The organism is Arthrobacter psychrochitiniphilus (genome assembly GCF_003185915.1).
Taxonomy (GTDB): domain Bacteria; phylum Actinomycetota; class Actinomycetes; order Actinomycetales; family Micrococcaceae; genus Specibacter; species Specibacter psychrochitiniphilus.
The window spans coordinates 160275-175602 of the sequence record NZ_QHLZ01000007.1 but is presented as its reverse complement, the minus strand read 5'-3'; the positions used below and the strand labels follow the sequence as shown (position 1 = coordinate 175602).

The window sequence follows — 15328 nt, the reverse complement described above, 5'->3', positions numbered from 1 at the left end:
GGTGACTAACGGCTTGTCGCAGACGGGCGCAAGTGCACAGACGCCCCGCCAGCGCACTCCGCAAGCGGTGGCTGACAGGGCGCTTTTGCCTTGGGTCTGCTTTGTAGCTCTAACCATATCCAGTCTCAGCGATCTACAGAAACGGACTGCAACAATTCCGGTCCACGGCGCTCATATTGCGCCCCGCCAATGCGGATCCCCAAAACCACGTACAGGGCGCCGAGCAGCAGACCAACCAGCAAGGCCAACCAGCCAAACAGTGGCTGGCCGGTGACGGCACCAATGATGACCAGCACTGCTACGGGGGCAGCTAGTACCCCCGCACCGACAAAGCCGCCCAACTGAACCAGCACGGTGGCGAAGCTATTGCCCGGCTTGGATTTCATGGGGCTCTCCCCCGGCAAGGGAGCCATCATGGTGAAGCGGGATGAGAGCACACTGGCCAGGCCCAGTCCTGCGCCGGCAGCACCCATTATCAGGCCCACGGCCGGTGGGAACTGCGCCCAGGTTCCGGAGACAACGCTTCCGGCAATGGCAAAGAGCAATCCCAGTGGCAGTGCCAGGACGGAAGCAGCCAGAACACGTCCGGTCCTATCTGCCTTTCCACAAACACCGGAGGCCAAGTGCAGAGCGAACGCGGTGCTGTCATAGGAAATATCGGAGGAAATGCTCCACGCAATCATGAAAGCTGCAATGGCGCCGGAATAGCTCAGGATGGGTCCCACTGCATCCATCCCCCCCGTCTGAGAACCGCCAAATACCAGGACAACGGGGATAAGTGGGGAGATGAGCAGCCCCGCACTATAGCGCGGATCCCGGAACCAATAGGTGAGGCAGCGGGCAGCTATGGCGCCAGTGGGGGTTTGCGCGAACATGGCAAAGAAGCCCAACTTGCCCGGTTTGCGCCTGGCTTTTCCGGAGAACGCGGGGGTCACAAGAGCCCGGACCAGGCACACCTTCCACACCCAGGTCAGTGCCGCAATGGTTGCCAGCGCAATCAGGAATTTCACGGCGGCAGCACCATAGGCGCCGCTGGCAATGGCGGCCGGCACCGCCCAGATGGCGCCCAAAGGAGTCCAGGACACAGTGTTTGCCAGCTGGGGCAGGAAATCGGCAAAGTCAGTGATTCCACTGGAGATGCCGGCAATGATGGGGCCCATAAGCATCAGCGGGACCAGAACCACAATGCCGCTGACGTCCCTAAAACGGCGGGAGGATGCCAGACTGGTGCTCGCGGCCGTGATGGCCCGTGAGGCAACAATGCAGGTCAGCGCGGCTAGGGCTCCGCAGATGAGGGCGGCAACAGCTGCCACCGGGTGGCGCCACCAGGCCGCGGCGGTGCCCACGGCGGCCAACAAGGTGATGGCACCTGGAATACCGATGAAACCTGAGAGCGCCAGGCCGGTCAGCATGCTCTTCATGGGGATGGCGTAGGTGGTGAAGCGGGCAGGGTCCAGTGTCATATCCAATCCGGCGGCAACCACCGGAACAATAAGCCAGCCAAGGAACAGTGCCGCACCGGCAAGGACAAGGACGGTGCCTACCAGCGCCGAATCAGTGGCACCCAGCACGGCCAGGCCCACCAGCACCATGACCAAGATGCCCAGCCCGTACAGGGCCCCAATGATGAGCCCTACCAGTTGCCAGGGCGTGCGATTCATGGAGTTGCGCAACAGCGCAACTTTTAGTCTTAAGAGGTGCGCAACCATGACAACCCCGCAGTCTGGTTACGGCCGCCAACAAGTTCCACGAACTTCTCTTCCAGGCTCATTTCGCCCCTGACCTCATCCACCGTGCCAGCAGCCAGGACTTTGCCGCCGGCAATCACGGCCACGTGGTCACACATGCGTTGGACCAGGTCCATGACGTGACTGGAGACAATCACGGTGCCGCCGGAATTTACGTAGTCATGAAGGATGTCACGGATATTGGCGGCGGAGACAGGATCCACCGATTCAAAGGGTTCGTCAAGGACCAGCAGCCTCGGGGCGTGAATAAGTGCCGCGGCAAGGGCGATCTTCTTGGTCATGCCGGCGGAGTAGTCCACCACCAGCGTCCCGGCGTCCCGGGTCAGGTCCAAGGCGGCAAGGAGGTCTTTCACACGCAACGCCACGGTGTCTTTGTCCATGCCCCGCAGGAGACCGGCGTAAGTGACCAACTGCTCACCGCTGAGCCGGTCGAAGAGGCGCACACCGTCAGGCAGCAGACCCATGAGCTTCTTGGCTTCCAACGGTTGTGCCCAAACGTCCAGACCATGGACGCTTACCTGACCAAAGTCCGGGCGCAGCAGCCCCGTGGCCATGGATAGCGTGGTTGTTTTTCCGGCGCCGTTGGGCCCCACCAAACCGTAGAAGGATCCGGCAGGAACATCCAAGTTGATGTTGTCAACGGCCACCTTCTCGCCGAAACGCTTCGCCAGTCCGCGAATTGACAGGGCAGGTGGCCGGGTCTCTGAGGGCGCAATCGAGGTGTTCATGAAGACGACACTAGCAATCCTGAGGTTGCATGTGACTTATCCCAAAGGATGATTTTGGCACTTCCGTGTCACTCCGGCAATTGGCCCCACAAGAATGACACGGCAGCCACCCGCCGGCTTCGCGGCTCGAGAACGCAGCTTTAGAACAAGGCCCGGGCCAGTGCTTGCCGCGAAGCAGAAACGCGCGGATCGCTGATGCCCACAACGTCATACAGCTCCAAGAGGCGGATCCTGGCAGGTTCGCGTTCGGGGCCAAAATGCGTGGCAATGAACTTCACCAGCCGTGCCAATGCGTCCTCAACATGACCACCTGTCGCGTCCAGATCCGCAACGGCCAAGGCGGCTTCAAGATCGTCTTGATCGCTGGCTGCCCGGGTGCGCAGCTCCTCGGCCGCCACCACATCGATACCAGCGGTCCGGCGCATCAGCTGCACCTGGGCCAAACCGATCTTAGCGTCGGAATCGTTGGGCTTTTCAGCTAAGGCTTTCTCGTAGCTACTCTGCGCCGTTTCCAAATCCCCTGCTTCAATGGCGTCGCGGGCGGCCTGATGCAGTGGTGGCAGTTGCGGCTCGGGCACGGCCGCCGGGTCCTGCGCACCACCGAGATTGCCGGTAACACCGTTGCTGGCTGCGACCTTCAGGAGCTCATTGAAGAACTCCTTGACCTGTTCCTCGGGAAGCTCACCCTCAAACATGGGCACAGGCTGGCCCTTGATCAGTGCCACCACTGTGGGAACCGCTGTCACGCCAAAAGCTTGAGCAATTTGCGGGCTGCTATCAACATCGATCCGGCCGAGCGCCAACTGGCCACCGAATTCGTTAACAACCTTTTCCAGCATGGCGGTCACGTTGGCCGATTGCTGCGAGCGGCCAGAACCCATCGCCGCCACAACGGGAACCTGCTGCGAAAGCTGAACAAACTCTTGGAAACTTGCCTCGTTCACGTCCACCGCATAGGGCGAGGCGTTGGCGGAAGCGCCAGGCGCGGGGGCCGCGGCACGGTTTTTCAGGGCGGAAAGATCGACGGCGCCACGGAGGTTAACTCCGGACAGGCCGTTGGGTGACATGGGGCTGTTTTGACTCATGAACTCACTCTAACTGGGCAAGGCGGCGGCCTTAGCTAAATCTCGCCGCGGGTGAAACCTGGCAAAGGGGACTCAGACTCCTGATAGCGTCCGGGTCCCCTGTGCAAGGCGAAATTACTTCTTGAAGTTGCCGCCTACCAGGTTGCGGGTAGCGGATAAGATGGTGATTTTTCCATCCGAGCCTGCGGGCGGAATGTGCATGACCACGGGCTCAGCGTAATTGAGGGTGAAGCCCTTGGTGGTTTCCTTGCCTCCCGTGAATACTGCCGCGTCATCGCCCACGGTCAGGTTGGCGTTTTCCTTGCTCGTAGCGTCGATTCCGAAGTTATATCCAACTACCACCATGGCGCCGCCGTCAGCCGTGCGCAGGTTTACTACCTGGCCGGTGTCTGCCTTGTGGCTGAACACGTAGCTGGCGTCTTTGGCTTCCTTGAGGATGGTGGCTTGGGTATCAAGGACGCTCTGAATGTAGACGCTGTCATTGAAGGAGGTTTTGAATTTGCTATCGGCCTTTGTGAGGCGGTCACTCAGGGCCGCAATGGCGTCAGCAGGGCTCATCGCCAGACCATCAGCAGCATCAAGAGGCAATTCCTTGGTGCCTTCCTTATCAACCTTGGGGAAAGTTTGACCGGGCAGCAAAGGCGTTGCCTGAATCAGCTTGTAGTTTTCCCGCGGGCTTGCCTGCACCAGCGTCAATAGCTGAGGCAGGGCATTGTTTTCACCTTGTGTAACCAACATGCTGGAACGGGGCCAAGTCTCCGTTGTGGTGACGACCTTGGCCAGCAGTGTTGAGGCATTCACCGGTTCCATGGCCGCCTGCTTGGATACCTTGGCCCGAATTTTGTAGTTGGCTGTGCGGGCTTCCAAGGCCATTCCCGAAACCCGAACTTCAAGTTCCTGAGCATTTTTTGCATTATCACCAGCCGCCACAGCAGCAGCAACCGCCGAGGAAATACGCTGCACTTGGCTATCGAGCAGTGCGGGGAAACCTGGCGTGGACGGCACGGCTGTTGCCGTGGCGGGCGCAGATTCTGTGGCAGCAGCTGTGGCTGAGGGACTCGTTGCCGGTGTGGTGGGATCGGCAGCCACAGCAGGGCTGAGGCTGCCAGCCACTAGAACTGCGGCCAAGGCCGCGCCCCAACGGGTGGTGAAATTAGCGCGCTTGTTCATCAGTCCCATGGTTCCTTCATGCGCCCTGAACTCCGTCTGCTGGTCCTTACCGGGCGTGTCCTTGGCAGGTTTACTCTTAGCAGGCTTGTTCTTCCGGGCAATGTTCTCCCCAGCAATAATGTTCTCCCCAGCAATATTATTTCCGCCATTGTTGTTATCGGGCGTGTTGTCATCAGGCTTGTTGTTATCAGGCTTGTCCTGATCAGAGGGGTCATTATCAGGTTGGTCCCGATCAGCCTGGTCCGAGGTGCCGGAATCTGAGCTGGACTCAGTTTCAACGGCCACCGGATCCACCGGAGCGTCGCTGGGCTTGGACGCAGCGGGGGGCTCAGTCTTAGACAGCATCAGCGGCAGGGCGGAGGTAGCATCGCCGGAAACAACTGCGTGAACGGGGGCAGCTTTGTCCTGCCTTGAGCTTCTGTCCGGGCGATCAGTGGAATCATCGCCTGGGCCTGTCTTGCCTGGGCCTGCCTTGCCTGGGCCTGCCTTGTCTGGGCCTGCCTTGTCGGCTTCTGCCTTGCGGGCCTCGTCAATCGTGGCAGGGGCGCCGGGACCGTCTGCCTGCTTGGCAGCTGAACGGGACGCTACAATCTTGTCCACTTCCAGTGCGCCGGTGGCCGGATCGGACGGGACGCGGCCAGCAGTACGGCGTCCTGCCGCAACTTCTGCCTTGGGCTTGTTTGGTGCAATAAGGAACATCAGTGCGGCCAGAGCCAACAGCGCTGAGCCAATGATCATCAGCGGGACGGCCCAAGGGGTGCCAGCTTCGTTGTCCACCGTGATGGAAATGTCGGTAGGCGCTGCGGCCTTGCCATCAACAGAGAGGAGCAAGGCCCAGTCCCCGCGGCCGGGAGCCTGCCAGGTGTAACTGAGTTCGCCATCGGCTTTTTCCTCGCTGACCCACATATCGGAGCCTGCAGGGTTAGGCACGGTGGCCTCACCCTTGTGGCTGGTGGCCGCCAGCTGAGTAAAGTCCGCATCGGCCCCACCAATCTCGGTATATGCGCCATTCCCTACCCAGCCGAGGATATCGTCCTGGCGTGCCACAGCAAGCTGCAGAGGCCCATCGCTCTTGACGGTCATGGTGAACTGGCCATCACGAGTATTGAGCAGCTGCGGACCAATAACAGTCAGTGGTGCAGACGCGGAGGGCGCCGGCGCTGTGGCTGTAAGCGTGGCCGGAGGGAGCCAGATGGTGCGCTGGCCAATGCCTGCACCCAACACCAAGAGGCCCAGGATGGCCAAGACAATCGCAATTTTTGAACGCAAGAACTTACCTAACATCGACGGAACACTGCTGTGATCGTTAGATCAAGGGTAACTGAACCGTTATCTAATGGGCATTCTCCTTTGACTTTTATCACGTTGGCATCCCCGTGGCGCACGTTTTGAACACTCAAGCGCTGGTAACCTCTATTCACTAAAGGAAGTGGAAGAATTTGCCACCATCCATCAGACATTAAGGCAGAAACAGTGAACTCTTCCCCAGATCCAAGCGGCGAACAGCCGCTCCCGGAAGAAACCACTCCGGCTCCGCTTCAGGGCGGGAATGAAACACGCCAAGAGCAGGGTGAAGCAAACCCCACGTTGGCCGCCCCCGTTGCGGCATCGGCCGCCTCAATATCTCTCGAAGCAAAACCAGCTCAACGGGGTTGGCGCAGCTGGGTGGCGGACAAAATCCGGCAGCCGGTTCCGGGTGCACAGCCTCGCGTGCGCTTTGACCTGCCGATGGCTCCGAGCGGACCGGGCGCGCCCATGAGCAACAACGAAGGTTCCAGCGGGGGCAGCTTGGTCCGCCATCCTATTTACTTTGGCTTTATGGGAACCGTGGGCGTTGGCATTGCCTTGTTTCTGAGCTCTATCCTGGCGAACACGCAATCCCTACTGTTGTGGATTGTGACAGCTTTGTTCATCGCTTTGGGGTTGGACCCAGTGGTCCGCTGGCTCGAGCAGCGCAAGGTCCCGCGCCCTCTGGGAATAGTTGTGGTTCTGCTTGCTCTGCTTAGTGTGGTGGCGTTGTTCTTCGCCACATTAATTCCTACCATTGTTGAGCAGACTACCCAGCTCATTAATAAGGCTCCGGTATGGATCAAGGACTTCCTCAACTCGGATTTTTTCAAACAACTTGATGTCCAGTACCACGTCCTTGACACGATCAACGAGCAAGTAGCCAAGTTTTTCCAGGACGCACAAGCTGTGGGCGGTATTTTTGGCGGAGTACTAGGTGTTGGCACCACTATTGCTAATGCACTTTTTGGCACCCTTATTGTGCTGGTCCTGAGCCTGTATTTTCTAGCCTCATTGCCTGCCATCAAGAAGTGGGGCTACCGCCTTGCACCCCGTTCACAGCGCTCCCGTGTTGAAGAGTTGAGCGAGGAAATCACTCGCGGCGTGGGCAATTACGTCATAGGTCAGGTGTGCGTGGCCGTACTCAACGCCACCTTTGCCTTCATCGTCATGAGCATTCTGGGCATCCCCTTCAGCGTCCTGCTGGCCTTTGTTGTGGCGCTGCTGGCATTCATTCCACTGGTGGGAGGCATGATCGCGGCGATTGTGGTGATCGCCGTCAGCCTGACAGCGGGTTGGCAGACCGCCATCATTTACGCCATTTGCTACTTTGCTTACCTGCAGTTTGAGGCGTACTTCATCTCACCGCGCATCATGCAAAAGGCCGTGGCGGTTCCCGGCGCCGTTGCCGTTATTTCGGTGATTGCCGGTGGCACACTCCTCGGTGTTCTGGGCGCACTGATTGCGATCCCCACGGCCGCTGCGGTGATGCTGCTGGTGAGAGAAGTCTTCATAGCCCGGCAGGACAAGAACTAAAGTTCACCTCTGGGCTGAGATCGTTTTTTGATCCTAAAGAAGTAAGAAGGAGGGGCGGGAATCCGCCCCTCCTTCTGGAATTCAAGCGCTAAAAGCCAGCCGCATGCTAAACGGGAAGTGCCGCCACGGGTCCGTGCCATTGTGCGGACAACTCCACGTCAGTGCCCAAGACGCTCGAAGCAATTTCATTCAAGGCTCGGGCAGCGTACTTCTCCCCCACCCACAAGTGCTTGGCACCGTCAACAGCTATGAGCTTGGCCTGGGGCACTAAGGCGAACCGGACCGTGGCAGCTTCCGGCTGCAGGTAGTCATCGAATTCCGGCACAAGCACGGTCAGTGGTTTGCCGTACGCGGACCATGCAAGCAAATCCGTATCAGTGGCCCGGTGAAGTGGCGGCGAGAGCAGCACAGCCCCCTGCACCTGCTGCGCCACTGGGGCTACCGCACCGTATTCGAGCACCAGCTCGGTGCCGAAGGACCAGCCCAGCAGCCAGCGGTTGGGCAGGCCGCGGTCTACAGCGAACTGGACCGCAGCTTCAACATCGAGGCGTTCGCCAATACCCTCGTCAAAGCTCCCCTCACTCGTGCCTCGCGCAGAGGCGGTGCCGCGGGTGTTGAACCGCAACACAGCAATCCCCGCCAGCGCCGGTAAGCGGTAAGAGGCCTTCTTGTACACGTGCGAGTCCATGAAGCCGCCATGTGTAGGCAGCGGGTGCAGCGTGATCAACGTGGCCCGGACGACGCCGTCGGCCGGCAAGGCCAATTCACCCACCAGAGTCAGTCCGTCAGCCGTGGTCAGTTCAATGTTCTCGCGCACGGCCGGCAAGATCGTGGAGGCACGGACCGGGGTAACTACGCCGGAATCAATAAAATCAAGGGAAGCGGGATCAAAAACCATGCCCCTGAGCCTACCGGTATTTGTAATTCCGCCCGCGCCAGCAGTTGGTGTGCCAGTGCCTGCGATCGCGCAAGCCTGCCTCAACGCCAAAAAGGGCATCTTCCTGCCACACCACAAGATGCGCAGTGCCGGGGCTCACGGGATGGTGGCAGCCAGGGCAGGTGTAGGACTTCTGAGCGTTACCAGCAGTGATGGTGCGAACCGTCCAGAGACCGTCCGAGGCTGACTCCGTTGTGGCGATACCCAGGCGGGCCCGGTTCAGGTCAAAGCCGTCATCGTCGCCCGCCGACTGCCCGGTACCTTGGGCTCCGCGTCCCCGAGACTGGCTGGAGCCGCGGACGGCGGAGGTGCGGCGGCGTGGGTGGTTCGAGCGGGGCATGCTTCCATTGTGCCGCACCTCAGTGGGCCTGGGGCCCATCACGGTCCGGTAACCGCTAGAATGACAGGCGTGCGTTTAGTGATTGCCAAGTGCTCCGTCGATTACGTCGGACGCCTCAAAGCCCATCTTCCCCTCGCCGTAAGGCTCCTGTTGGTTAAGGCTGACGGTTCCGTGCTGGTGCACTCAGACGGTGGCTCTTACAAGCCGCTGAACTGGATGAGCCCGCCGGCAACTCTGCGGATTGTGGGACCGGAGGATGCCGAACTTGAAGACGGTGTCATCTCCCAGTGGATTGTGAAATCCACCAAAGCTGATGAACAGCTCATCATCAACATCTACGAAGAGCTCCATGATTCCAGCCACGATCTTGGTACCGACCCTGGCCTCATCAAGGACGGCGTGGAAGCGGACCTGCAACGGCTGTTGGCCGAGCAACTTCATTTGCTGGGCGCAGGCTTCACGCTGATCCGCCGGGAGTACTTCACGGCCATCGGGCCGGTGGATATTTTAGCCCGCGATTCGGCCGGGGCCACGGTAGCCATTGAACTTAAGCGGCGCGGTGACATTGACGGGGTGGAGCAGTTGACACGCTACCTGGAACTGCTCAACCGTGATCCCTTGTTAGCCCCCGTGCGGGGCATCTTTGCTGCCCAGCAAATCAAGCCGCAGGCTAAAACACTCGCCACAGACCGAGGCATTGAGTGCAAAACTCTCGATTACGACGCCATGCGCGGCGTGGATGACAGCGCCTCACGCCTATTTTAGAGAAGTTTTCCCCCCTTCCTGACTAGACTTGAAGCCATGACTGATCCACGCTCCGCGCCCGCGTCCACCAAATACCTGATTCAAGGTGCCGTTGTCACTGACCACGGTGTCATTGAGGGCGGACTGCTCGCCATCGAAGGAGACAGGATTTTGTACGCCGGCCGTGCCGACCACTTCGATGAACCCGGTTTTGGCGCAGGTGATATGGATGCCGCCAACATTATTTCCTTACCCGCCGGGCAGCGCCTGATCCCTGGCCTGGTTGATGTGCACAATCATGGCGGCAACGGAGGAGACTTCCCCAGCGGAAACGAGGCCTCCGCCCGGGTTGCCGTAGATTTCCTCCACCGCGCCGGCACCACCACGCTGCTGGCCAGCATGGTCACAGCATCCCCTGAAGACCTCATCAAAGGCATCGGCATTTATGCTGATATGACGGCCGAGGGCCTCCTGGCCGGTATCCACTTGGAAGGGCCCTTCCTCTCCCACGCACGCTGTGGCGCCCAGAATCCGGCGTTCCTCCTGGACCCGGACCTAGAGCTCATGACTTCCCTCATTGAAGCTGGCCGCGGCACCATCACCACCATGACGTACGCCCCTGAATTGCCCGGCGCCCCGGAACTGGTTGACCTGCTCACCAGCCACGGCATCACCCCGTCTGTAGGCCACACGGACTCCGACACCGTGACGGCTGCGAACTCTCTGGAGCAGGCCCGGGAGGGCCTGGATTCCACCGGGTTCGACGGCGTCTCCGGACGACCCACTGTCACCCACCTTTTCAACGGCATGCCTCCCATGCACCACCGCTCCCCCGGTCCTGTTGCCGCGTGCCTGCGGGCCGCCAAAGCTGGGAATGCTGCCGTTGAACTTGTTAGCGATAACACCCACCTGGACCCGGAAACGGTCAAGATGGTGTTTGAGATTGTGGGCGCGGAGAACATCCTGTTGGTCACCGATTCCATGGCCGCTGCGGGGCTCGCTGACGGCCAGTACATGCTGGGTCCTTCCCCTGTCACTGTCACCAACAGTGTGGCCACACTGGATGCAACTGGTTCCATTGCCGGAGGCACCGCCACCTTGTTGGATGTGCTGCGCCGCACCACAGCAGCCGGGGTGGAATTTGCGGATGCACTGAAGTCAGCCACCTCGGTCCCTGCCGCGGTGTTGGGGCTCACGGATGAAGTGGGGTCATTGCGCCGCGGGCTACGGGCAGATGTGCTCATTGTCAATGCCGATCTGGAGCTGCAGCGCGTCATGCGTGCAGGTCTCTGGCTGCGCTAGTTAACAATCGCGACTCTTTAGTAGCATTCATTGACCTTGAATGTGACGCATGTCATGCTAAACGAGGCTCGGGAGCAACTGCCTCGGCGCCTTATGCGGTACATATAGCGGTACAGCATGAACGTTCATCACAAGGAGAAATCAATGGCACAGGGAACCGTCAAGTGGTTCAACGCTGAAAAGGGCTTCGGCTTCATCACCCCGGACAACGCCGAGGGCGATGTGTTTGTCCATTACTCAGAAATTCAAAGCGGCGGTTTCAAGACCTTGGATGAAAATGCCCGGGTGGAGTTCGAGATTGGTCAAGGCAGCAAAGGTCCCCAGGCCACCGGCGTCACCACGCTCTGATGTGTTCTAGCACGCACTAGAACGGCACGCACCAGAACTTTAGCGGCCCCCAGCAATAGCGCCGGGGGCCGTCATTGCTGGCCGCTATTGCCAGCGCTATTATTGCCGGCGCAAGAGCTTGGTCAACGACCGCACTGAAACATTGGGCAGGTATGCCTCGCCCACGGCCCAGCCAATGGCAGGCAGCGAGAGCGGGTCCTGATACATCAAGTACAAGGACCTGTGCCGTGGTTTGAAACGTTGTTTGAAATTGGCCAGGGAAGAGAACCCGTAGACCGGTTCCAGGGTGCGGGCCAGCAGTTCCAGCATGCGCGCCAGGGTGTTTTCCTGCCCGTCAGCAACAGTTCCAGCAGGTGAAGGCACAGCAGGTGATGGCGCAGCCGTTGAAGCAACGGCATCGCCAGGCCCGGCCGGCATCGCCAGGGCCGAACCCACATGGGCCGCCCCAGAGCGCGGCGAACCTGAGCGTGGCGAACCAGCCAGGGGCGAACCCGAGAGGGAAATGTAATCGACCGTGAGCGCAAAATGCTGCACAGCCTGAGCAATGAGGTATTCCATCACGCCATTGAAGGAGCCGCTGTTGCGGCGCATGAAGTCAAGGGTCCAACTGACTACCTCGCCGCGGGAAAAGACTGGAAGCCAGCTTGTGACGGCGTGAATCCGCCCGGTGGCGTCAATGGCCAGGGCGAGCTGGACGGATTCATCCTTAAGTTCCTCCAGTCCTCCCAGGGTGAAGCCAAGCTCGGGCAACGCCTGGCCGGAGACCCAGTCCTCGGAAATCTCGTGGATCTGTGTGCGCTGCCCTGTGGTCAGTTCCCCGTAATGGCACCATTGCGCAGTGATTTCCAGTTTTGCCGCCTTGTTCAGCGCAGTGCGGACGTTTTGCCAGTCCTTGCCCTTGAAGTCCATGCTGCGAACGTCAAGGAGCGTTTCAGCAGCCACAACAATTCCTCGAAAGCCACGCTGCTCCAGCATGGCGGCGGGAGCTTCATTGACGGAATAAAAGCAGGGGGTGAGAGATTCCTCGGCACAAAAATCAAGGAATTGATCCACGGCAGACTCATAGTCCTCAGGTTCCCCAATGGGCCCGCCTACGGTAAGCGCAACCCCTCGGTGCGCCTGGTACGCCACGGCCACTGTCCCGGCGCTGTTGAACCAGTATTGGTTTTTGGCCCACAGGGTCATCCATGAAAGGGAATCTCCTCCCCTGCGCACTAAGGCCTTCGCCGCCACAATATCGTCTACACCTCCGCTGTGCAGGCGCCGGCTCAGAAACAGTGCCAGAATGCTCACGGTGCTGGCCAGCCACAACACCAGCCCACCAAAGCTGAACAGGAGTTGGGAAAAGAACCCGTGCGGATAAATATTCGCGGCATAGCTAAAAGGAAAGGGATAGGGCAGCACGATCCGTGGAATGGCCGCTACCAGGGCGGGCAGTCCCACACCGTCCTCCAGATTCCCCTCGGCCAACCACGCCACCGCGTAGAGCGTCACTACGGCAAGCAACAGCAACGGCAAGTAGATCAGTGCCCGGCGCCGCAGCACTGGATCTGTTTCAACGCGGAAATGCCGGCGAAAGATGATCAAGAATACGGCGATCAGTAGGGGCATGAGAACCACTGGCAGCAGCTCCCACACTGATTCGTTGATGCTCAGGCTGCGGTGGCCGCGCCGCAATGACAGGCCCACCCCGGCAAAGACCTGGAAGTAGACAGCTGAAACCAGTCCAATAACCAGGTGGAAATAGACGGCCACCCACAAGGCCAGGCGGCTGCCCCGGCGCAGTCCTTCCGCACAAACCAGCAGCAACAGCATCGGCATCAGTGCCAGTAAATGACCGCCGGAGCCAAAAAGTCCAAGGTCCTTGACCATACCCTGACAGGCGGCATTAGCCACATGACAACTGCCCTGCCATTGCGAAAGTGTGGGTTCTTGGTTGGTGATCCAGGTGCGCAGCATCGCTAGGGGCCCCACCGCCACGTGTGCCAGTGCGGCGGCCAGCGGCCCTACCGCAAAGACGGCCACCACCAGGGCCAAGATGGTGCGTATTTCATGACTTGTTGACCGCCTGGTCCCTCCACGGCCGGCGGCCTTGAAGAACACCTTCCCGGCGGCGAGCCCAATCAGCGCCGCCACAAGGATGAAGAGGTGCTGGGCATGCCCCACATACACGCTGAGCATGAGCGCCGTGGACAGGATCGAGACCCGCACACGGCGCCTCCACAACAGTGAGATTCCCTGACTTGCCGCCATCAGCGTCCCGGCGGAGGCGGCAAACGGACCCAGCAGTGTTGCCTGATCCACTCCCTCCAGGGAATCTATACCGAGCGTGCTGCCCAGCCCAATGATCACCGTATAAAGTACGACGGCGGCCACTTGGATTGCGCAGAAAAGTGCGGCCGTGCGCAGGGTACCCACAGTAAATTCGGAAATCCCCACCACCACGGCCACTACGGCGATTCCCAACACCATGGCGGCGGTGCTGGAACTGAGAAAGAGCGTGCTGAAAATATTCCACCAGCGCCCATCACTGAGATCAGCCGGCTGAAAGCCCCAATTACGTGCCACTGGCCCTGGCAGCCTGGCTAGGAAGGCGCCCGAGGCCACGTGCCCCACGATGATGGTCGCCATCAAGGCGGTGCTCAATGGTGCCCGCCGCACCCATCCCAGCACCGCAGGCGTCATGCGGCTGGCCCACCCAGACTTCGTGGTCGCCCCCACCATGGTCATGGAAGACCAACCCGGGCAAAGACGAACGCCAAGCCCTGAGGCAGAGCGGCATCGGCTACAGCCCAGGAATGCCCTCCCGGGTAGGATGCGCTTTTTACGCTCATGCCGGCCTTGCTGGCTGCCGCTTCGAGTACCTTCACATTGGCAGAATACGTGGTATCAGCGTTTCCTACCGCAAACCAGCCATGAATCTGCGGGTACGTGTTGTGTGCCATAAGCGTCAGTGGCAAGAGCGCATCAAAAGCAGCCGTGTCACCGTTGAAAGCCCGATCCACCGTCAATGACCGGTTCACGGCAAGGGCCGGTTCCCGTTCAGGGGAAATCGCCATGAACGTTTGGTAGATCTGCGGATGCCTGGTGACCATCTGCAAGGAGCAGGTGGCTCCATAGGAGAACCCGCCCACAGCCCAATGGGCAGGGTTGGTATCTACCTCAAGATTGGATTTGATCCACGTCGGCACATCCTTGGACATGTAGCTATCAGCCTGTCCCAGCTTCGAATCCATGCACATTGTATTTCCCTGTGTGCTGCCATTGGGATCCGGAATCACCACAATCGGTGCCAGCCCACCATGAGAGGCGGCATAGGCGTCAAGCTGGTTGACTAAGCCCGTGGAGCTCAGCCACGATTCCGGTGACCCCGGCTGGCCGCTCACCATAACCAGTACGGGCAATACCGGCCGTTGTGCCTCAGAGTAGGCCGGAGGCAGATACACCACGGCCTTGCGGGCCTTGAAGCCCGAAATAGTCCCGGGTATGGGCTCCAAACGCACGGTGCCTCGCACGGGCATCTCTGCAGGGGGCGTCCACCGCGTTGACACAGCGCTCTTCATGAAACGAGACTCCTGGCCCTGGTGCGGCTTGGGCAGCACGGCCGTGGAGATTTCAGTCTCTGACTTCATGAGGCTGCCAAGGGTTGGATACTGGCCAAAATCGGCGTTGATGCCCACGCCCACCACCGCAGCCACCACGGCAACAGCCAGCACGGCAAAAGTGCCACGCATAGGGGAAACGGCTCGCCGTAATTGTCGGCTCGTTCCCTCACGCTCGGCAGGCGCACTCACTGGCCGGCGACGTCGAAAGCTGGCATACGCCGTCGCGCTTCCCATGAGCAGGGCCCACACCATGAGCGCAACATACAGGGCAACAGCAGTGGGCAGATCCTCCGGCCACCAGTAGAGGACGTGGATCACCAGCCACGAGCTACCAAAGCCCACCAGCAGGGCCACTGCTGCGGCGGCCAGGGCAAACAGCCACCAGCGCCACGATCGGCGAAAGAGCAGAAAAAGTACGGCGGCTACCCCCAGAACGCCAAATAGCACGGGGATGGGTCCGCTAATGAGGCTAAGATTTTGAACTGTTTGCATGCTGCC

At 60.0% G+C, this 15328-nt stretch carries 12 protein-coding genes; 4 read left to right on the top strand and 8 right to left on the bottom strand.

Annotation, left to right across the window (positions count from 1 at the left end; translation table 11 throughout):
* Positions 1-125: 125 nt before the first annotated feature.
* The 4 genes from CVS29_RS12465 to CVS29_RS12450 all read right to left on the bottom strand — a co-directional run bounded on the left by CVS29_RS12465 (position 126) and on the right by CVS29_RS12450 (position 6000).
* Positions 126-1709, bottom strand: a complete 1584-nt coding sequence (locus CVS29_RS12465) for a transporter (protein ID WP_110106651.1) — start codon at positions 1707-1709, stop codon at positions 126-128.
* Entirely contained in the window at positions 1691-2476 is a 786-nt protein-coding gene (locus tag CVS29_RS12460; protein WP_110106650.1) for an ABC transporter ATP-binding protein, read from the bottom strand. Before CVS29_RS12460 ends, CVS29_RS12465 begins: the two co-directional genes overlap by 19 nt.
* Positions 2477-2616: 140 nt before the next feature.
* Positions 2617-3561: a tetratricopeptide repeat protein gene (locus CVS29_RS12455; protein WP_110106649.1), complete on the bottom strand. Its 945-nt coding sequence runs from the start codon at positions 3559-3561 to the stop codon at positions 2617-2619.
* A gap of 114 nt (positions 3562-3675) precedes the next feature.
* Complete coding sequence (locus CVS29_RS12450) at positions 3676-6000, bottom strand: hypothetical protein (protein WP_146213048.1); 2325 nt, start codon at positions 5998-6000, stop codon at positions 3676-3678.
* A gap of 204 nt (positions 6001-6204) precedes the next feature.
* Between CVS29_RS12450 and CVS29_RS12445 the strand changes: the two genes are divergently transcribed.
* Positions 6205-7554 carry an AI-2E family transporter gene (locus CVS29_RS12445; RefSeq protein WP_373366697.1) on the top strand — a complete coding sequence of 450 codons (1350 nt, stop codon included), beginning with the start codon at positions 6205-6207 and terminating at the stop codon, positions 7552-7554.
* 106 nt (positions 7555-7660) lie between these two features.
* Here the strand turns inward: CVS29_RS12445 and CVS29_RS12440 are convergent, their stop codons facing one another.
* A complete protein-coding gene (locus CVS29_RS12440; RefSeq protein ID WP_110106647.1) occupies positions 7661-8452 on the bottom strand; it encodes an alpha/beta hydrolase in 792 nt (263 codons plus the stop codon).
* 10 nt (positions 8453-8462) lie between these two features.
* Positions 8463-8831 (bottom strand): ATP/GTP-binding protein, encoded by a 369-nt coding sequence (locus CVS29_RS12435; protein WP_110106646.1) that lies wholly within the window; start codon positions 8829-8831, stop codon positions 8463-8465.
* A gap of 60 nt (positions 8832-8891) precedes the next feature.
* Between CVS29_RS12435 and nucS the strand changes: the two genes are divergently transcribed.
* The 3 genes from nucS (at position 8892) to CVS29_RS12420 (ending at position 11225) form a co-directional block, all read left to right on the top strand.
* The gene (gene nucS / locus CVS29_RS12430; RefSeq protein WP_218868028.1) at positions 8892-9596 is read left to right on the top strand and encodes an endonuclease NucS; all 705 of its coding nucleotides are present in this window, start codon (positions 8892-8894) and stop codon (positions 9594-9596) included.
* A gap of 36 nt (positions 9597-9632) precedes the next feature.
* Positions 9633-10877 carry an N-acetylglucosamine-6-phosphate deacetylase gene (locus CVS29_RS12425; protein WP_110106645.1) on the top strand — a complete coding sequence of 415 codons (1245 nt, stop codon included), beginning with the start codon at positions 9633-9635 and terminating at the stop codon, positions 10875-10877.
* 144 nt (positions 10878-11021) lie between these two features.
* Entirely contained in the window at positions 11022-11225 is a 204-nt protein-coding gene (locus tag CVS29_RS12420) for a cold-shock protein (RefSeq protein WP_110106644.1), read from the top strand.
* Between the two features lie 99 nt (positions 11226-11324).
* Here CVS29_RS12420 and CVS29_RS12415 read toward each other — a convergent pair whose 3' ends face one another.
* Both CVS29_RS12415 and CVS29_RS12410 read right to left on the bottom strand, forming a co-directional pair.
* The gene (locus CVS29_RS12415) at positions 11325-13910 is read right to left on the bottom strand and encodes a bifunctional lysylphosphatidylglycerol flippase/synthetase MprF (RefSeq protein ID WP_170120970.1); all 2586 of its coding nucleotides are present in this window, start codon (positions 13908-13910) and stop codon (positions 11325-11327) included.
* Positions 13911-13951: 41 nt separating this feature from the next.
* The gene (locus CVS29_RS12410; protein ID WP_110106642.1) at positions 13952-15322 is read right to left on the bottom strand and encodes an alpha/beta hydrolase; all 1371 of its coding nucleotides are present in this window, start codon (positions 15320-15322) and stop codon (positions 13952-13954) included.
* Positions 15323-15328 lie beyond the last annotated feature (6 nt).